Here is an 18,334-nt window from a genome sequence, read left to right as displayed (position 1 = left end):
TTCAGCCCCCTCAGGTGCACTTTCCCACATCATCTTTGCGGCAGTGCGGGCGGGAACAGCATCCCTTGCGTTTGGAACGCGTCGGATTTCTTTGTCTTTTCCAGGAATATGCCAATATGGCGTCGGCAATGGGCGGGTGGCCCGACAGCAGGGAACTCGAGTGGCACGAGACATCGATCGGAAGTTTCGTCTCACCGCGGCCGTACTGGGCGCGGCCACGCACAAGGATCTCGCCGCCGCGTTTCGGCGCATCAATCCGGCGACGCCGTTCGATGTCGACCGCGCCTACAAATGGCTGCAGGGCCGTGCCCAGCCGCGTGAGCGGCAGATCTATGAGGACTGGTCCAAGGTGCTCGGCCTGGACCGGCCCGGCCAGTGGATCGCGGATTGCGACACCGAGGCGTTCCTCGACGAGATCTGTGCCCGCCACGGCCGTGACCGCGAGGATCTGCTGCAACGCCTTGGGGAGCCCGCCAGCCGCCGCAACAGATCGGGATCCGTCGAGCTGGCCGGCACGTTCGTCTGCTACTCACACGCCTGGTCGCCCTATTTTCGCGGCCGGCTTGTCCGGGGCGAGCTGACCGTCGGGGTCGAATCGAGTCCCAATCGGCTGCCGGTCTCCTACACCGAGGTGCTGCCCACCGGCACTCTGACGCTCAAGGGCGCCATGTTCCTCTCCAAGCATGGTCTTCACATCCAGGTCGGCGACCTGACGGGCGACGCGCAAGCCATCACCTTCTGCCTGTTCCCGGCGGCCCCGCCCGTCAGCGTGCTGGGCGGATTGATGCTCGGCACGACCCTGATCAGCCCCGATGCCCAACCCTCGGTGACACGCGTCGTCCTGGTGCGGCTGCCCGCGGCGAGCCCGCAGCTGCGTTCGGTCGACGCCTATCTTCCGCGGCAAGGCTCGGTGGCCGAAGACCTGGCTCAGTTCGGCCTGCATGTCGGCGACGCCACCGCCGTCGACCTCCGTCTCTCCGAGTTCTTCAACGGCAGCAGCGACGGCTTCGATCAGGTTCCCGTATCGGCCTATCGCGCGCTGGCGGACCTGTTCGATCGCGACTGGCTCGTTGGCGCGGCGCGGCGCCCCGGATCGCTGAGGGTCATAGCCGGCGGCGCGTAACCGCATCGCGCGATCTTCACATCAATCCTCGTCAGATCCTTCGCCATGCGGCCTCGCTCTTGCGTTTCGACGGCCGTTCATGTTACCGGTCACATCAATAAGAACGACAAATCGACCTCAGGCCGTGGGGAGGGCCGACATCATGCTTGCCATCGATCGCATCTGCCTGACCGTACGGACCGCCCGGCCCTGCCGATGATGCGTTCCATCGCCTGCTGCACCTGCGTGCGATCCCGCCTTGTCCGCCGGCCTGCCGCTGCGGCCCGGACGCGCCGGGATGTGCAGTCTTGTCGGCGCCGGGCCGGATCCGGAGCAGTTGCACGGCCGATCGAGAGCCAAGCCATGCCCAAGCGTTCCCTCCGGCCGACCATGCGGGACGTCGCCCGTCTCGCCGGGGTCTCGCCGATGACCGTGTCCCGGGTGCAGGCCGGCAGCAGCCGGGTGGCGCCGGAGACGCGCGACCGCATCCGCCGGGCGATCGAGCAGCTCGGCTATGTCGACGACAAGGTCGCCGCCGCCCTGTCGTCGCGCCGCACCGGCTTCATCGCCACGCTGGTGCCGACGCTGACCAACTCCAACTTCGCCGACACCGCGCATGGGCTGTCGGAAGCGCTGCGCCGGACCGGCTATCAGCTGCTGATCGGCTATACTCTCTACCGGATGGGTGAGGAGGAAGCGCTGGTGCGGGCAATGCTGGAGCGCCGGCCGGAGGCGATCGTGCTGGCCGGCATGCACCACACCGATGCGGTGCGGACCATGTTGCGCAGCGCCGGCATCCCGGTGGTCGAGATCTGGGATTGCGGCGCGGTCGCGCCGATCGACCGGGCCGTCGGTTTCTCCAATATCGACGCCGGCCGGGCTGCGGCGCGGCACCTGATCGCGCTGGGGCACCGCCGCATCGGCGGCATCGGCCCGGCTGTCGGCGGCGCCTCGCACGATTTCCGCGGTGAGGCCAGGCTGGTCGGCTTCACCGAAGTGCTGCGCCAGGCCGGGCTGCCGGCCGACGCCGTCGTCCATCGCGGCCACGTGCCGGTATCCTTCGCCGGCGGCGCCGCCGCCATGGGCCATCTGCTCGACACTGCCGGGCCGATCGACGCCGTGTTCGCGGTCTCGGACCTCGCCGCCGTCGGCGCCTTGATGGAATGCCACCGCCGCGGCATCGCCGTGCCGGGGGAGGTCTCGATCATGGGCTTCGGCGATTTCGAGATCGGCAGCCAATGCGTGCCGGCGCTGTCGACCGTCCGGATCGACGCCGAAGGCATTGGCCGCCGGGTCGGCGAGCTGCTGATGCGCATCCTCGACGCCGAGGACGACGCGCCGGCGCCGCCGCGGGTGATCGATGTCGGCTTCGAAATCGTCGAACGGGGCTCCACCGCCAGGAGGCCCGCCTGAAAACCCCGCTTCCAGCCGTCCGGAAGCCACCAGCAAGACGGCACAAGCCGCCGCTTCCTTTCCTCTGTTCTGGGAGAAGTTCCATGCCCAAGATCGGTCTCCGCCACCTCATGGCGGGTTGTGCTCTGACCCTCGGCCTCACCGCCGCCCTGCCCGCCCTGGCGCAGGACACCCTCACTGTCTGGTTCACCAAGGGCTTCTACAAGGGCGAGGACGCCGCCCTGACGGACCTGATCGACCGGTACCAGAAGGCCACCGGCGTCAAGGTCGACCTGTCGCTGTATTCGACCGAGGACTGCATCGTGAAGTCGGTCGCAGCGGTCGAGGCCGGGACGCCGCCCGATGTCGGGTACTGCACCACCTACGACTTCCGCACCACCGGCCAGTGGGCCTTCGAGGGCCGGCTGGAGGATGTCAGCGACGTCCTCACCCCGATCAAGGACCAGTTCCAGCCCGACGCGCTGGCCACCACCTTCCTGATGAACGGCAAGACCGGGCAGAAGGCCTATTACGCCTTCCCGATCGAACGCCAGACCATGCACATCTTCTACTGGAAGGACATGCTGCAGGATGCCGGCTTCACCGAGGCCGACATCCCGACCGAGTGGAACGCGTACTGGGACTTCTGGTGCGACAAGGTGCAGGCCGGCTTGCGCGCCAAGGGCAAGCGCATCTACGCCATCGGCCATCCGATGAGCGTCGCCGCCTCCGACACCTTCTTCAGCTTCCTGACCTGGGCCAACGCCTACAACGTCAAGATCGTCGACGAGAGCGGCAAGATCGTGCTCGACCAGCCGGAGAACCGGGCGGCGATGATCGAGGCGGTGAAGGGCTACAGCTCGATCTTCACCCGCGGCTGCACCCCGCCCTCCTCGGTCAACTGGCTCGACACCGACAACAACGTCAACTTCCACAACAAGACCACAATCCTAACCCACAACGCCACGATCTCGATCCCCAGCAAGCATCTGGACGATTCGACCAACCAGACGCTGACCGAGGAGCAGCGGGCCCAGGCGAAGAAGAACTACGAAGAGAACATCCGCACCACCCTGTTCCCGAAGAAGCCCGACGGCGGGACGTTGCCGAACCTGGCCGCGACCAAGACCGCGGTGATCTTCGCCGACTCCAAGAACAAGGCGCGGGCCAAGGAGTTCATGGCCTTCATGATGAAGGATGAGAACCTGACGCCCTTCGTCGAGGGCTCGGTCGGCCGCTGGTACCCGGTGACCAAGTCGGGCGCCGCCCGGCCGTTCTGGACCGACGGCAGCGACCCGCACCGCGCCGTGGTGTCGAAGCAGTTCACCGAGGGTACCCTGCCCTTCCCCTTCGTCTACAACTACCACTTCACCACGGTGAATGCCGAGAACGTCTGGGCCAAGGCGCTGAACCGCGTGGTCCAGGACGGCGTCTCGCCCGATCAGGCGGTCGATGAGATGATCGTCCGGATCAAGGAAATCGCCGGTTAAGGACCGACCTGCCGGCCCGGCCCGCGCAGACCGCCGCGCGGGCCGAGCCGCAGCCTGTTTCTAGAGAGGACCAGCCGATGACCGCGACCACGGTCCATGCGATCCCGGCCGCCGCCCGTCGCAGCCACCGCCGCACATGGGCGACCTGGGGGGCGATCATGCTCATCCCCTATGTCGCCGTGTTCCTGGTGCTGGTGGCCTATCCGGTCGGCTACGGCCTCTATCTCGGCGCCAACCCGGCCAGCTACCGGCGCCTGTTCGCCGACCCGATCTTCCTGACCGCGGCGGTTAACACCATCCTGTTCCTGCTGATCGCGGTGAACGTGAAGATGGTGATCGCGCTCGGCCTGTCCGGCTTCTTCGCCGTGCCGCGCTGGTGGATCCGGCTGCTGCTGGTGCTGTTCATCCTGCCCTGGGCGGTGCCGTCGATCCCGACCATCCTGTCCTTCCGGGTCATGCTCAACCCCGAGACGGGCATGATCAACCAGCAGCTGTTCCAGCTGTTCGGCATCTTCGAAGGCCCACCCTGGCTGACCAACCCGTGGCTGGCCTTCTTCTGCACGGTCGTGGTCCATATCTGGAAGTCGCTGCCGTTCTGGACCTTGATCCTGCTGACCGGGCGCCTCGCCATCGCCCGCGACCTCTATGAGGCCGCTTCGGTCGACGGCGCCTCGCGCTGGCAGCGCTTCCGCTTCGTCACTTGGCCATCGGTCGCGGCGCTCTACGTCACCTCGGTCATCCTGTCGACGATCTGGACGCTGGGCGACTTCAACAGCGTCTACCTGCTGACCGGCGGCGGCCCGAACGACAGCACCCAGGTGCTGGCCACGCTCGGCATCCGCTACCTGCGCAACAACGCCCTCGACCTCGGCGTCGCCTCGATCATCGTCGCCATGCCGCTGGTCCTGCCGCTGGTCTTCGTCATGGTGAAGCGCCTGTCCAAGGGAGGCGAGGCATGAAGCGCTGGTTCAACGAAGCGGTTCTGGTCCTGATCGCCGTCCCGGTGGTGCTGTGGACGATGGTGCCGCTGTACCATCTGTTCGTCCTGGCGATCTCGCCGCAGGACGCGGTCCTGGCCGGAACGCTGTGGCCGGAGCATCCGACCTTCTCGAACTTCCTCACCGTGTTCCGGCAGCAGCACTACTACCTCAGCAACTTCTGGCTGCAGCTCGGCAACAGCTTCTTCATCGCGGTCACCACCGGGGTCGCGACCCTGTTCGTCGCCACCTGCGCCGCCTTCGCGATCAGCCGGCTGCGCGTCAAGGGCGGCCGCCAGGTGATGAACCTGGCGCTGGCCACCTACCTGATCCCGGCCGCCTTCCTGGCGGTGCCGATGTACAAGACCATGGGTTCCTACGGCCTGCTCGACACCCAGACCGCGCTGATCCTGGCGATGATCGCGCTGGCCTCGCCCTATGCCATCTGGGTGCTGAAGCAGGCCTCGGACAAGCTGCCGCGCGAGCTCGACGAGGCGGCGATCATGGACGGCGCCGGTCCGCTGCAGATCTTCCGCCTGGTCTATCTGCCGCTGATGCGCCCGTCCCTGGTGGCGATCGGCATCTACGCGCTGATCCTGGCCTGGAACGAATATCTCTACGCCTTCCTGCTGCTGTCGAGCGAGCAGGCGGCGCCGCTGTCGGTCGGGCTGGGGCTGTTCCTGTCGGCCGACGATTCGCCCTGGAACCTGCTGATGGCGACCGGGCTGATCTACGCCGTGCCGCCGGCGGTGATCTACTATATCTTCCGCAACGCCATGACCAGCGGGCTGACGGCCGGGGCCGTGAAAGGCTGACCGAGCGTTCAGCCAACGAAAAGACGGCAAAGAAAAGGGCGGCCGAAGCCGCCCTTTTCCGTCCGTCGAAGGCGCCAGCCTTACTTCGGCGTCGCCTCGGTCATGATCTGCTGCCGCGCCACCACCAGCAGCGCATCCATCTTCTTGCGCAGCCGATGGTCGGACAGGTCGACGTCGTGGATCTTCAGGTCGGCATAGACCTTGTCGTGCACGTCCTCGTCGGTCTGCCGCTCGAAGTCGGACATGATGACCTCCTTCGCATAGGCCTCGGCGTCGGCGCCGGTCAGGCCCATCAGCTCGGCCGCCCACAGGCCCAGCAGCTTGTTGCGCCGGTTCTGGATCCGGAACAGGAGTTCCTGGTCGTGCTGGAACTCCGCCTCGAAACCCTTGCCCCGCGAGTCGAACGTCGTCATGCCGTGTCCTTCCACCGGCCCGCAGGCGCGGGCGTATCCCATAGGGAAGGATATAGCGTCTCCGGCCGCCACGGTCACCTCCGGAGGCGGACGGGAGCGCGCAATTGTTTACCGGAGCCGCGCTTGCTATATGTGCGCGAGCGTGGACGTCCCCCGTGGGACGTCCCGACCCTTTTTTGCTGTTGGCTTCACCGTACCATGGACGCCCCCACATGAGCCGCCGCAGGCGCATCTACGAAGGCAAGGCCAAGGTCCTCTACGAGGGACCGGAGCCTGGCACGATCGTCCAGTACTTCAAGGACGATGCGACGGCGAACAACGGTACGAAGAAGGCGGTGATCTCGGGCAAGGGGGTGCTGAACAACCGCATCTCCGAGTACCTGATGACCCGGCTGTCCGAGATCGGCGTGCCGACGCATTTCATGCGCCGCCTGAACATGCGCGAGCAGTTGATCCACGAGGTCGAGATCATCCCGCTCGAGGTCGTGGTGCGCAACATCGCCGCCGGCTCGTTCTCGAAGCGCTTCAACGTGCCCGAAGGCACGCCGCTGCCGCGCTCGATCATCGAGTATTATCTAAAGTCGGACGAGCTCAACGACCCGATGGTATCGGAAGAGCACATCACCGCCTTCGGCTGGGCCAACGCCCAGGACCTCGACGACATCGTGTCGCTGTCGCTGCGGGTGAACGATTACCTCACCGGCCTGTTCCTCGGCATCGGCCTCAAGCTCGTCGACTTCAAGCTGGAGTTCGGCCGGCTATACGACGAGAACGACGAGATGCGGATCGTCCTGGCCGACGAGATCAGCCCGGACAACTGCCGCCTGTGGGACGTGCAGACCAACGAGAAATTCGATAAGGATCGCTTCCGCCAGGATCTCGGCGGCGTCCTCGAGGCCTATCAGGAAGTGGCCCGGCGCCTCGGCATCCTGCCGGAAGGAAGTGTCGTCGACATCCGTGAGAGCCAGGTCGCCCCATGAAAGCGCGCATTCACGTCATGCTGAAGCCCGGTGTCCTGGACACCCAGGGCAAGGCGATCGGCCATTCCCTGCAGGGCCTCGGCTTCGGCGAGGTCGGCGAGGTCCGGCAGGGCAAGGTGATCGAGGTCGAGATCGCCGCTGCCGATGCGGCCGAGGCCAAGGCGCGCCTCGACGAGATGTGCCGCAAGCTGCTGGCCAACCCGGTCACCGAGAGCTACACGATCGACCTGGTCGCCTGAGGCACTGCGGTCGTCCCACTTCCTGTCATCGCCGGGCTAGACCCGGCGATCCAGGGGCCACGGAGCGGCATCGACAGTCTCTGGATGCCCGGGTCAAGCCGTGGCATGACAGCGAAGGGGTTATGCGACCGCGGCCGCCTGCGCCTCGAGATGGGCTGCGAGCCCCTCGGGCAGCTTCAGCCGCGTCGCCAGATCGTCGAGATAGGCCTTCTCGCGCGGATCGTCCGCGTCGATCGCCAGGCGTGAGGCCAGCCAGATCTCCGCCGCCTGCTCCGGCGACGCCGGCAGGGCCGCGATCGCCGCGATGTCGAGCGGCTTGGCCAGCTCGTCCATCACGAACGCCTTCTCCTCGGTGCCGAGGTTGAGCTGGCCGATGCGGTCGAACAGGGCCCGTTGCTCCTCAGCATCGATATGGCCGTCGGCCTTGGCCGCGGCGATCATCGCCCGCACCACGGCGATGCGCGCGTCGCCGCCGCCGGCGGCGTTCTGCGTCTCGAGGTCGAACGGGCTGCGCGGCGGTGGCAGTGCCAGCGGCTGCTGCGCCGGTGGCTGGGCCGGGGCCGGCGCCCGGTTGGCCGACCAGTCCTGCCACGCCTTGTAGGCCAGGCCGCCGAGCACCGCGGCGCCGCCATAGCCGAGCGCGCTGCCGCCGAACTTGCGGACCTTCTTCGAGCCGAGGAGGAGGCCGATCAACCCGCCGCCGACAGCACCTGTGGCCAGCGTGCCGAGGTTGCCGGACAGGCCGGAGCCCTTGCCGCCGGACTGCTTCGCACCGCCGCCGAGGAAATCCTCGAACAGCTTCTTCGGATCGATCACGCGCCTCTCCTCCAATCGTTGTACCGGAAGGCAGATGGTCCGGCCGGCAGCGCCCGACAAGTCCGGGCGTGGTTCAATCGGCCGGGGGCGACGACGCGACCGGTTCCCTCGGCGCCAGGGTGGTCTCGGCTGCCGCGGCGACGATCCAGTCGCGGAACGCCCGGACGATCGGCCGGCGCAGCGCCCGCGTCGTGGCGACGAAATGGTAGCTGGCGGGGCTTGGCACCGAGAGGTCGAGCGGCCGCACCAGCCGCCCCGCCGCCAGGTCGTCGGCCACCAGGGAGAACACGACCAGCGCCACCCCCTGCCCTTCCATCGCCGCCTGGATGGTCAGCGAGGAATCGCTGACCCGCAATCCGCGCACCCAGTCGACATCCGCCATGCCGACGGCGCGCAGCCAGTCGCGCCAGGGCGCCAGGGACTGGTCGTGCAGCAGCGTGTGCCGGCGCAGGTCGTCGAGCGTGCGCAGCCCTGGCGGCCCGTCGCGCAGCGCCGGGCTGCAGACCGGGAAGCTGTCGTCCGTGAACAGCCGGTCGCACGCCAGCCCCTCCCACCCGCCCTGGCCCCAGCGGGTGGCGCAATCCGCCTCCCCGCCCTCGAGATCGACCCGGGCCAGCGATGCCGTGACGTTGACGTCGATATCGGGATGCGCCGCGGTGAACCCCCGCAGGCGTGCCGTCAGCCATTTCGCGGCGAAGGACGGGGTGGTGCTGATGGTGAGCACGCCAGCAGTGCGACCCGGCGCGATCTGCGCCGTCGCATCGGCGATGCCGGCCAGGGCGGCGCTGACCGGCGGCAGATAGGTGCGGCCGGCCTCGGTCAGCTCCAGGCTGTTCTCGCGGCGGCGGAACAGCTTGACCGACAGCCAGTCCTCCAGCCGGCGCACCTGCTGGCTGACCGCAGCCTGAGTCACCGACAGCTCGGCCGCGGCGCGGGTGAAGCTGCGGTGCCGCGCCGCCGCCTCGAAGGCCCGCACGCCATTCAACGGAGGCAGACGCCATCCCATTCCGACCTCACAGGCCAAGTTTTTATTGGTCTAGGGCCAGACTATCCCGTTTGCCGCCGCGGCCGCCAGGACCGATCTTAGAGGCACGGGTCGACCCCTGATCTCCCAACCTCGATCAGGACCGTATCATGACCAGCTTCTGCGTTGACGAACGCCGCGCGGCACCCCGCAAGCGGCCGAACCCCATCCTTGTCCTGCTCCGCCGCGTCGCGGCCCTGCCGGTGCTGTGGTGCGCCCGGATCGAGGCGCGCGGCCGGATGCAGCGCATGGACGACGACACCTTGTGCGACCTCGGCCTGAGCCGCGACCAGATCGAGACCATGCGCCGCAAGCCGTTCTGGCGGGAATGAAGCCTATGATCCCGCCACGGCCGCTCCTTCTCGATAGCGCTCCCGCGGCCGGGGCGAGCCACCAGGGATTGGCAGATGAGGCGCGACCTCCAGATCAAGACGTCGGACGGGACGGCCAAGGCGGCGCTGTTCCACCCCGACAGCGCTGCCGCGACCGGCAAGACGCTGCGCGGCGCAATCCTCTACATGGATGCGATGGGCCCGCGGGCCTCGCTGGCCGGTATGGCGCAGCGGCTGGCCGATTCGGGCCATGTCGTGCTGCTGCCGGACCTGTTCTACCGCTTCGGCGCGTACGGCCCGTTCACCGGCGCGTCCTTCGGCGACGAGACGGCCCGCGCCCAGATCATGACGATGCTGCGCGAGACCAGCCAGGAGATGACGCGGCGCGACACGGCCGCCTTCCTCGACGTGTTCGACGCCGAGAAGGTCACAGGCCCGATCGGCGCCGTCGGCTACTGCATGGGCGGCGCCCGGGCGCTGACCGCGGCCGCGTCCTATGCCGACCGGATCGCCGCGGCGGCGAGCTTCCATGGCGGCAACCTGGCCGGCGAGGCGCCGGACAGCCCGCATCTGCTCGCCGACAAGATCAAGGCCCGCGTCTATGTCGGCGTCGCCGAGGTCGACAACAGCTTCCCGCCGGAGCAGTCGGCCCGGCTGGCCGAAACCCTGCGGCGGGGCGGCGTCGACCACATCATCGAGAACTACGTCGGCATGGCGCATGGCTGGGCGGTGCCCGACCACAGCGTCTACAACGAGACCGGCGCCGAGCGGCACTGGAAGCGGCTGCTGACATTCTTCGACGAGGCGCTGGCTTAACCCGGCCCAAGCCGGCGGCGCTCAAGCCGCCGGCAGCGCCATCGGCTCCTCCGGCGAAGCCTCGGCCTCCGCGGCGACGGCGAACAACCAGTCGCGGAATGCCCGGACCAGAGGCCGGCTGAGGGCCGTCGGCGGCGCCACGAAGTAATAGGCGTAGTCGCTCTTCAGATGGTCGCTCGGCAGCGACAGCTCGAACGGCCGAACCAGCCGACCGGCACGCAGGTCGTCCATCACCAGCACCCGCTGCGCCAGCGCCACCCCCTGGCCTTCGATCGCCATCTGGATCAGCAGCGCCGAATCCTGCGTCCGCGGCCCGCGCACCCAGCCGAGATCCTCCATCCCGGCCGCACGCAGCCAGTGCTTCCACTGCACCAGCGTCTCGTCGTGCAGCAGGCGGAAGCGGCGCAGGTCCTCCAGCCGGCACAACCCGGCCTCGACCAGCTCCGGGCTGCACACCGGGAAGGTGTCCTCGGAGAACAGCTTCTCCGCCACCACCCCCTCCCAGGCGCCGCTGCCGAAGCGGATGGCGCAGTCGACGCGGTCCCGGCTGAAATCAACCAGCCGGGACTCGGCGTCCAGATTGACGTCGATGTCGGGCTGCTGCTCGTTGAAGGACGGCATCCGCGACACCAGCCATTTGCGGATGAAGGACGGGATCGCCGATACGGTGAGAATGCCGGAATGCGGCGGCGGCCGGATCCGGGCCGTGGCCTCGGCAATCGCGTCGAAGGCATCGCGCAGCACCGGCAGGTAATTGCGGCCGATGTCGGTCAGCTCCAGCCCGCCCTCGGTGCGGTCGAACAGCTTGGCGCCCAGCCAGTCCTCCAGCCGCCGCACTTGCTGGCTGACCGCGGCCTGGGTCACCGCCAGTTCCTCGGCGGCGCGGGTGAAGCTCTGGTGGCGGGCCGCGGCCTCGAAGGCGCGGATCCCGTTCAGCGGCGGCAGGCGACGGCGCATGGTTCCCTCGTCGGCTCGATAGATTCTCTTATCCCGTCCAAGAGAATATCCTGTTTGCGGTTTGTTCTCTAGACCGCGATCCTGATGGTGTTCCCGATGACCGAACGAACGCCCTGCCGGAAAGGGACATGCCATGACGACCACCTGCACCGACCATATCCAAAGTCGCGCCACTCTGCCGACCAGCCGCTCCGGTCTGCGCGCCCTGATCGGCGCCGCCGCGGCCACGCTGGGCGCGCGCCGCAATCCCCGGCTGCCGGTAGATGGGCTGGACGACCACATGCTGCGCGACATCGGCGTCGACGGCCCAGCCCCCGCCAACGACCCGCGCGACCTGCTTCTCCGCCTCGCGCCTCTCCGCCTGTAGCCTTATCCCCCTGCGACTGGCCTGCCGGCCGGCTCCGCCACCCTGCGGAGCCGGCCGTTTTCTCGCCCGCACATCGCAGCGCCGAGGCCGCGCTGCCCTGCATGCCAGCACAGCCCGCGGCGCCCTTGCCAAGGCCCGGCGGGACCGCTACATCCCGCGCATGCAAGCCGCCGTCATCGTCTTCCCGGGATCGAACGCCGACCGAGACCTCGCCGTGGCACTCTCCCACGCGACCGGACGGCCGACCCACATGGTCTGGCACCGCGACACCGAGCTGCCGCCGACCGACCTGATCGCCATCCCCGGCGGCTTCTCCTACGGCGACTATCTCCGCTCCGGCGCCATGGCGGCGCAGTCGCCGATCATGGGCGCGATCCGCCAGGCGGTAGCCCGCGGCGTGCCGACCGTCGGCATCTGCAACGGCTTCCAGATCCTGACCGAGGCGGGGCTGCTGCCCGGCGCGCTGCTGCGCAATGCCGGGCTGAAATTCTGCTCCCGCACCGTGGCGATGCGGGTCGAAACCTCGAACAGCCCGTTCACCCGCGGCTACAACGCCGGGCAGACGGTGCGCATCCCGATCCAGCACCATGACGGCTGCTACTTCGCCGACCCGGACACGCTGAAGCGGCTGGAGGACGAGGACCGCGTCGCCTTCCGCTACATCGCCGACCAGGACGGCCGCGGCAACCCGAACGGCAGCCTGAACGACATCGCCGGCATCCTGTCCGAGAACCGGCGGGTGCTCGGCATGATGCCCCATCCCGAGCGGGCGGCGGAGCCGGAGCACGGCAACACCGACGGCCGCGCCATGTTCGAAGGCCTGGCGCAGATCCTTTCATGACCCACCCGTCCAACGCTCCCCAGGAACCCGAGGTCACGCAGGCGCTGGCGGCGGAGTTCGGCCTGACCGCCGACGAGTTCGCCCTGACCCAGACGATCATGGGCCGGATGCCGACGCTGACCGAGCTCGGCATCTTCTCGGTGATGTGGTCGGAGCACTGCTCCTACAAATCCTCCCGCCGCTGGCTGAAGCAGCTGCCGACCGAGGCGCCCTGGGTGATCTGCGGCCCCGGCGAGAATGCCGGCGTGATCGATATCGGCGACGGCCAGGCCGCCATCTTCAAGATGGAGAGCCACAACCACCCGAGCTTCATCGAGCCGTACCAGGGCGCCGCGACCGGCGTCGGCGGCATCCTGCGCGACGTGTTCACCATGGGCGCGCGGCCGGTGGCCAACATGAATGCGCTGCGCTTCGGCAGCCCGGACCACGCCAAGACCCGCCACCTGGTGGCGGGCGTCGTCGCCGGTATCGGCGGCTACGGCAACTGCGTCGGCGTGCCGACGGTGGGCGGCGAGACCAACTTCCACGCCTCCTACAACGGCAACATCCTGGTCAATGCCATGACCGTGGGCGTGGCCGGCACCGACAAGATCTTCTATTCGGCCGCCGGCGGCATCGGCAACCCGGTGGTCTATGTCGGCTCCAAGACCGGGCGCGACGGCATCCACGGCGCCACCATGGCCTCGGCCGAGTTCGACGACGCCTCGGAGGAGAAGCGCCCGACCGTGCAGGTCGGCGACCCCTTCACCGAGAAGCTGCTGATCGAGGCCTGCCTGGAGCTGATGGCCACCGACGCCATCGTCGCCATCCAGGACATGGGCGCGGCCGGCCTGACCTCCTCCTCCGTCGAGATGGCGAGCAAGGGCGGCTGCGGCATCGAGCTGGACCTCGACCACGTGCCGCAGCGCGAGACCGGCATGGTCCCCTACGAGATCATGCTGTCGGAGAGCCAGGAGCGGATGCTGATGGTGCTGAAGCCCGGCCGCGAGGCCGAGGCCGAGGCGATCTTCCGCAAATGGGAGCTGGATTTCGCCGTGATCGGCCGGGTCACCGACACCGGCCGCATGGTGCTGAAGATGCACGGCATGGTCTGGGCCGACATGCCGGTGGCGGAGCTGGTCGACGCCTCGCCGAACTACGCCCGGCCGTGGGAGCCGACGCCGAAGCAGCCGGAGATCGCGGCCGCGGCCCTGCCGCTGCCGGAGGCGCCGGAAGCGGTGCTGACGCGCCTGCTGGCCTGCCCCGACCTCGCCTCCAAGCGCTGGATCTGGGAGCAGTATGACAGCCAGGTCGGCGCCGACACCGTCGCCCTGTCCGGCCAGGCCGATGCGGCGCTGGTGCGGGTGCACGGCACCGGCAAGATCCTGGCCATCACCACCGACTGCACCCCGCGCTATTGCCTGGCCGATCCCGAGGCCGGCGGCGCCCAGGCCGTCGCCGAGGCGTGGCGGAACCTGACCGCCACCGGCGCCCTGCCGCTGGCGATCACCGACAACATGAACTTCGGCAACCCCGAGAAGCCGCGGATCATGGGCCAGTTCGTCGGCTGCATCCAGGGCATGAAGGCCGCCTGCCTGGCCCTTGATTTCCCGGTCGTTTCAGGAAACGTCTCGCTCTACAACGAGACCTCGGGCGAGGGCATCATGCCGACCCCGGCGATCGGTGGCGTCGGCCTCATCGCGGACGGCGGGCGCCATGTCCGGCTCGGCTTCAAAGCCGCCGGCGACGCCATTGTCCTGATTGGGGAAACCCAGGGTCATCTCGGCGTCTCGCTGTATGCCCGCGAGATCCATGGCCGCGAGGACGGGGCGCCGCCGCCAGTCGATCTGGCGGCCGAGCGCCGCAACGGCGACCTGGTGCGGGCGCTGATCCAGGACGGCACGGCCACCGCCTGCCACGACCTGTCCGACGGCGGCCTCTATGTCGCCCTGGCGGAGATGGCGATGGCCGGGCGGATCGGCGCCACGGTCGACCTGCCGGCCGACGCCGGCCTGCTGTTCGGCGAGGACCAGGGCCGCTACCTGGTGACCACTGCCGATGGCGAGGCGCTGCTGGCGCGGGCCCGCGCGGCGGGCGTGCCGGCGCAAATCGTCGGCCGGATCGGCGGCGACGTGTTGAAGCGCCAGGACGGCAGTGCCATATCCGTGGCTGAGCTGCGCCGCGTCAACGAGGCGTGGCTGCCCGGATACATGACCGATATCGTCCAGGCTGGAGAAGCGTGAGATGGCGATGGAACCGGCGGAGATCGTCCGCCTGATCAAGGATGGCCTGCCCGGCGCCGAGGTGCGGATCGAGGATCTGCGCGGCGACGGCGACCATTATGCCGCCTACGTCACCAGCTCCGCCTTCACCGGCAAGAGCCGCGTGCAGCAGCACCAGATGGTCTATCAGGCCCTCGGCGGCCGGATGGGCAACGAGCTGCATGCGCTGATGCTGCACACCACCGCCGCCGAAGTCTGACCCTCAGCCAGCGAGTATCCCATGGACAATCCCGTCTTCGAGCGCATCCGCAGCGACATCTCCGGCACAGACGTCGTCGTCTACATGAAGGGCACCCCGGTGTTCCCGCAATGCGGCTTCTCCGCCGCGGTTGTGCAGGTGCTGACCCATCTCGGCGTGCCGTTCAAGGGCATCGACATCCTGACCGACCCCAGCCTGCGCCAGGGCGTCAAGGAATTCTCGAACTGGCCGACCATCCCGCAGGTCTACGTCAAGGGCGAGTTCGTCGGCGGCTGCGACATCGTCCGCGAGATGTTCCAGACCGGCGAGTTGCAGGAGCTGCTCGAGGGCAAGGGCATCGCCGTCGCCGCCCAGGGCTGACGCAGCCTCATCAGATCGGTACAGATGCCCGCCCCTCCGGGGCGGGCATTGTCATGTCGGGCTGCCGCTACAGCACGAAGTCGGCCGCCACCAAGGCGATGGCGCCGGTCAGCTGGATGTGGAAGTCGGACGCGCCGTCGCCATTGACGTCGCCGGCGATGGTGACGACGCCCGCCCCCTGGCTGTAGCGCAGCTGGCCGGCGACGCCGGTGTACAGGCCCGAGCCGATGAAGCTGAAGGCCTGGTTGCCGGCGGCGACGGTGTTGGCGTCGATCACCGACAGGTCGATGCGGTCGCCCTGGGTGTGGCTGAAATCGGTGATCCGGTCGGCATTGGCGCCCACCGGGCTTTGGGCGATGGTGCTGTAGACGAACCGGTCGACCCCGGCGCCGCCGGTCAGCGTATCCTTGCCGTCGCCTCCGGTAAGCACGTCGTTGCCGTTCCAGCCCTGCAGGGTGTTGGCGCCGGCGCTCCCGACCAGGCTGTCGCTGCCCTGGCTACCGGAGATGTTCTCGATGCCGCTCAGAATGTCGCCCTGGGCGTCGCCGCCGCTGCCGAGGCCGGTGGCGAGGCTGACCGCTATACCGACCGTGCCGGTGTAGTAGCTGGCGGTGTCGATGCCGGTGCCGCCGTCGAGGTGGTCGGCCCCCGCATCGCCCCGCAGGACGTCGGTGTCGGCCCCGCCATAGAGCCAGTCGTTGCCGGCCGCCCCGGTGAGGGTGTCGTTGCCGGCGTCGCCGTTGAGGCTCTCGGAATCGGCCGACCCGACCAGGGTGTCGGCGCCGTCGCCGCCATAGCCGTAATCGTTGCCGCCTCCGCCGGTCTCGATCAGGTCGTTGTCGAGCCCGCCATAGAGGTAGTCGGTGCCGGCGCCGCCGCGGAGAGTGTCGTTGCCCTCATCGCCATAGGCAGTGTCGTTGCCGTCGCCGCCGGTGAGCGTATCGGCGCCGATCCCGCCGCGGAGATAGTCGTTGCCCGCCGCCCCGGCCAGGACATCGGTGCCGGCATAGCCGTAGATCGTATCGTTGCCGCCGGCACCGGTGATGGTGTCAATGCCCGACCCGGCATAGTAGGTCATCAGCTCCATACCGGTCGCCTTGCTGCCGTCGCTGCCGGCGGCGCCGTTCAGGGTGAAGCTGGCGCCGGTCGAGATGAGGGTGCGGTCGACATAGAGCGTATCGGTGCCGGCACCGCCATCGACGATATCGACCCCGACGCCGGTGGAGATGTAGTCATCACCGTCACCGCCGTTGAGCGTGTCGTTGTCGGCGCCGCCATTGAGCGTGTCGTTGCCGGCCAGGCCGGAGATCACATCATTGCCGGTATCGCCGTAGAGGGACTCGGCATCGGCCGACCCGACCAGCGTGTCGGCGCCGTCACCGCCATAGCCGTAATCGCCGCCGCCCCCGCCGGTCTCGATCCGGTCGTTGTCGGCATTGCCGTATAGGTAGTCCGTGCCGGCACCGCCGCGGAGGATGTCGTCTCCGTCATTCCCCGAGAGGCTGTCATTGCCGTCGCCGCCGCCGAGCGTGTCGATGCCGGCTCCGCCATTGAGGTTGTCGTTGCCCACCGCCCCGTTCAGGACATCGGTGCCACCGCCGCCATAGATCGTGTCGTTGCCGCCGGCCCCGGTGATGCTGTCGTTGCCGGTCCCGGCATAATAGGTCATCAGCTCCATGTTGGTCGCCCGGCTGCCGTCGCTGCCGGCGGCACCGTTCAGGGTAAAGCTGACCCCTGTCGAGGTGGTGCTGCGGTCGACATAGAGCGTGTCGGTGCCGGCGCCGCCATCGACGATATCGACGCCGACGCCAGTGGAGATGTAATCATCCCCGTCGCCGCCGCTGAGCGTGTCGTTGTCGGCACCGCCATTGAGCGTATCGTTGCCGGCCAGGCCGTAGATCGCATCGTTGCCGGCATCGCCGTAGAGGCTTTCGGCGTCGGCCGACCCGATCAGCATGTCGGCGCCGTCGCCGCCATAGCCGTAATCGCCGCCGCCCCCGCCGGTCTCGATCCGGTCGTCGCCCGCCTGGCCGTACATGTAATCCGTGCCGGCGCCGCCGCGGAGGGTGTCGTTGCCGTCATTCCCCGAGAGGTTGTCGTTGCCGTCGCCGCCGCCGAGCGTGTCGGCGCCGACCCCGCCATTGAGGCTGTCGTTGCCGCCGGCCCCGTTCAGGACGTCGGTGCCGTCGCTGCCATAGATCGTGTCGGCGCCGCCGGCCCCCGTGATGGTGTCGTTGCCGGTCCCGGCGTAATAGGTCATCAGCTCCATGCTGGTCGCCCGGCTGCCGTCGCTGCCGGCGGCGCCGTTCAGGGTGAAGCTGACCCCTGTCGAGGTGGTGCTGCGGTCGACATAGAGGGTGTCGGTGCCGGCGCCGCCATCGACGATATCGACCCCGACGCCGGTCGAGATGTAATCATCGCCGTCGCCGCCGCTGAGCGTGTCGTTGTCGGCGCCGCCATTGAGCGTATCGTTGCCGGCCATGCCATAGATCGCATCGTTGCCGGCGTCGCCATAGAGGGTCTCGGCATCGGCCGATCCGATCAGGGTATCGATCCCCTCGCCGCCATAGCCGTAGTCGCCGCCGCCCCCGCCGGTCTCGATCCGGTCATCGCCGATATCGCCATACATATAGTCGGTGCCGGTGCCGCCGCGGAGAATGTCGTTGCCGCCATATCCGCGCAGCGTGTCGTTGCCCGCCAGACCGTCGATGGTATCGGCAAAGGCAGTCCCGTTCAGGGAATCGTTGCCGGGGGTTCCTGGAATGATCGCCATCGTGACTATGCCTTCCGTTCAAACCGCACGATCTCCCGGCCGGATCCGGCGCAGCGCCGCGCTTCTCGAAATTCGACAAGGGTGCGCACGGGCGGATCGCCGAGCCTGGAGAGGAGCCTTCAAACTTGCTTGGAAACCCGTTGTTCGGCATCAGCCGAACGGAGGGTGCGCGATATCAGG

19 protein-coding genes are annotated in these 18,334 nt (G+C 68.3%); 14 read left to right on the top strand and 5 right to left on the bottom strand.

The window, feature by feature from the left end:
• Positions 1 to 160: 160 nt before the first annotated feature.
• The 5 genes from QFZ27_RS20300 to QFZ27_RS20280 all read left to right on the top strand — a co-directional run bounded on the left by QFZ27_RS20300 (position 161) and on the right by QFZ27_RS20280 (position 5,776).
• Complete coding sequence (locus QFZ27_RS20300; RefSeq protein WP_429228220.1) at positions 161 to 1,123, top strand: hypothetical protein; 963 nt, start codon at positions 161 to 163, stop codon at positions 1,121 to 1,123.
• A gap of 342 nt (positions 1,124 to 1,465) precedes the next feature.
• On the top strand, positions 1,466 to 2,515 hold the full coding sequence (locus QFZ27_RS20295; protein ID WP_429228219.1) for a LacI family DNA-binding transcriptional regulator: 1,050 nt from the start codon (positions 1,466 to 1,468) through the stop codon (positions 2,513 to 2,515).
• Positions 2,516 to 2,598: 83 nt separating this feature from the next.
• Positions 2,599 to 3,984, top strand: a complete 1,386-nt coding sequence (locus tag QFZ27_RS20290) for an ABC transporter substrate-binding protein (RefSeq protein ID WP_429228218.1) — start codon at positions 2,599 to 2,601, stop codon at positions 3,982 to 3,984.
• Between the two features lie 77 nt (positions 3,985 to 4,061).
• Positions 4,062 to 4,943, top strand: coding sequence for a carbohydrate ABC transporter permease (locus QFZ27_RS20285; RefSeq protein WP_429228216.1), 882 nt, complete (start codon positions 4,062 to 4,064; stop codon positions 4,941 to 4,943).
• Positions 4,940 to 5,776, top strand: coding sequence for a carbohydrate ABC transporter permease (locus QFZ27_RS20280; protein WP_429228215.1), 837 nt, complete (start codon positions 4,940 to 4,942; stop codon positions 5,774 to 5,776). Before QFZ27_RS20285 ends, QFZ27_RS20280 begins: the two co-directional genes overlap by 4 nt.
• A gap of 80 nt (positions 5,777 to 5,856) precedes the next feature.
• Here the strand turns inward: QFZ27_RS20280 and QFZ27_RS20275 are convergent, their stop codons facing one another.
• Positions 5,857 to 6,189 carry a DUF1476 domain-containing protein gene (locus QFZ27_RS20275; protein WP_429228214.1) on the bottom strand — a complete coding sequence of 111 codons (333 nt, stop codon included), beginning with the start codon at positions 6,187 to 6,189 and terminating at the stop codon, positions 5,857 to 5,859.
• Positions 6,190 to 6,401: 212 nt separating this feature from the next.
• Here QFZ27_RS20275 and purC point away from each other — a divergent pair, with 212 nt between their 5' ends.
• Entirely contained in the window at positions 6,402 to 7,169 is a 768-nt protein-coding gene (purC, locus tag QFZ27_RS20270; RefSeq protein ID WP_429228213.1) for a phosphoribosylaminoimidazolesuccinocarboxamide synthase, read from the top strand.
• Positions 7,166 to 7,408, top strand: a complete 243-nt coding sequence (purS, locus tag QFZ27_RS20265) for a phosphoribosylformylglycinamidine synthase subunit PurS (RefSeq protein WP_380303967.1) — start codon at positions 7,166 to 7,168, stop codon at positions 7,406 to 7,408. Before purC ends, purS begins: the two co-directional genes overlap by 4 nt.
• A gap of 120 nt (positions 7,409 to 7,528) precedes the next feature.
• Here the strand turns inward: purS and QFZ27_RS20260 are convergent, their stop codons facing one another.
• Positions 7,529 to 8,224, bottom strand: a complete 696-nt coding sequence (locus QFZ27_RS20260; protein ID WP_429228212.1) for a tellurite resistance TerB family protein — start codon at positions 8,222 to 8,224, stop codon at positions 7,529 to 7,531.
• 73 nt (positions 8,225 to 8,297) lie between these two features.
• Complete coding sequence (gcvA, locus tag QFZ27_RS20255) at positions 8,298 to 9,230, bottom strand: transcriptional regulator GcvA (RefSeq protein WP_429228211.1); 933 nt, start codon at positions 9,228 to 9,230, stop codon at positions 8,298 to 8,300.
• A gap of 128 nt (positions 9,231 to 9,358) precedes the next feature.
• Here gcvA and QFZ27_RS20250 point away from each other — a divergent pair, with 128 nt between their 5' ends.
• Both QFZ27_RS20250 and QFZ27_RS20245 read left to right on the top strand, forming a co-directional pair.
• On the top strand, positions 9,359 to 9,580 hold the full coding sequence (locus tag QFZ27_RS20250) for a DUF1127 domain-containing protein (RefSeq protein WP_429228209.1): 222 nt from the start codon (positions 9,359 to 9,361) through the stop codon (positions 9,578 to 9,580).
• A 75-nt stretch (positions 9,581 to 9,655) separates the two neighbouring features.
• A complete protein-coding gene (locus tag QFZ27_RS20245) occupies positions 9,656 to 10,396 on the top strand; it encodes a dienelactone hydrolase family protein (RefSeq protein WP_429228208.1) in 741 nt (246 codons plus the stop codon).
• A gap of 21 nt (positions 10,397 to 10,417) precedes the next feature.
• Here QFZ27_RS20245 and QFZ27_RS20240 read toward each other — a convergent pair whose 3' ends face one another.
• Positions 10,418 to 11,353 carry a transcriptional regulator GcvA gene (locus QFZ27_RS20240; RefSeq protein WP_429228206.1) on the bottom strand — a complete coding sequence of 312 codons (936 nt, stop codon included), beginning with the start codon at positions 11,351 to 11,353 and terminating at the stop codon, positions 10,418 to 10,420.
• A 133-nt stretch (positions 11,354 to 11,486) separates the two neighbouring features.
• Here QFZ27_RS20240 and QFZ27_RS20235 point away from each other — a divergent pair, with 133 nt between their 5' ends.
• The 5 genes from QFZ27_RS20235 (at position 11,487) to grxD (ending at position 15,381) form a co-directional block, all read left to right on the top strand.
• Positions 11,487 to 11,720, top strand: a complete 234-nt coding sequence (locus QFZ27_RS20235; protein WP_429228205.1) for a hypothetical protein — start codon at positions 11,487 to 11,489, stop codon at positions 11,718 to 11,720.
• A 160-nt stretch (positions 11,721 to 11,880) separates the two neighbouring features.
• Positions 11,881 to 12,561, top strand: coding sequence for a phosphoribosylformylglycinamidine synthase subunit PurQ (gene purQ, locus QFZ27_RS20230; RefSeq protein ID WP_429228203.1), 681 nt, complete (start codon positions 11,881 to 11,883; stop codon positions 12,559 to 12,561).
• Positions 12,558 to 14,783 carry a phosphoribosylformylglycinamidine synthase subunit PurL gene (gene purL / locus QFZ27_RS20225; protein ID WP_429228202.1) on the top strand — a complete coding sequence of 742 codons (2,226 nt, stop codon included), beginning with the start codon at positions 12,558 to 12,560 and terminating at the stop codon, positions 14,781 to 14,783. The genes purQ and purL overlap by 4 nt, the downstream gene beginning before the upstream one ends.
• A 1-nt stretch (position 14,784) precedes the next feature.
• Positions 14,785 to 15,021, top strand: a complete 237-nt coding sequence (locus QFZ27_RS20220) for a BolA family protein (protein WP_429228201.1) — start codon at positions 14,785 to 14,787, stop codon at positions 15,019 to 15,021.
• 21 nt (positions 15,022 to 15,042) lie between these two features.
• Positions 15,043 to 15,381 (top strand): Grx4 family monothiol glutaredoxin, encoded by a 339-nt coding sequence (grxD, locus tag QFZ27_RS20215; protein ID WP_429228200.1) that lies wholly within the window; start codon positions 15,043 to 15,045, stop codon positions 15,379 to 15,381.
• 67 nt (positions 15,382 to 15,448) lie between these two features.
• Here the strand turns inward: grxD and QFZ27_RS20210 are convergent, their stop codons facing one another.
• Entirely contained in the window at positions 15,449 to 18,154 is a 2,706-nt protein-coding gene (locus tag QFZ27_RS20210; protein WP_429228199.1) for a beta strand repeat-containing protein, read from the bottom strand.
• Between the last annotated feature and the right edge of the window lie 180 nt (positions 18,155 to 18,334).

Origin of the sequence: Inquilinus ginsengisoli, assembly GCF_050434925.1 — a bacterium.
Classification (GTDB): Bacteria; Pseudomonadota; Alphaproteobacteria; order DSM-16000; family Inquilinaceae; genus Inquilinus; species Inquilinus ginsengisoli_B.
This window is presented reverse-complemented; position numbering and strand designations above follow the sequence as displayed.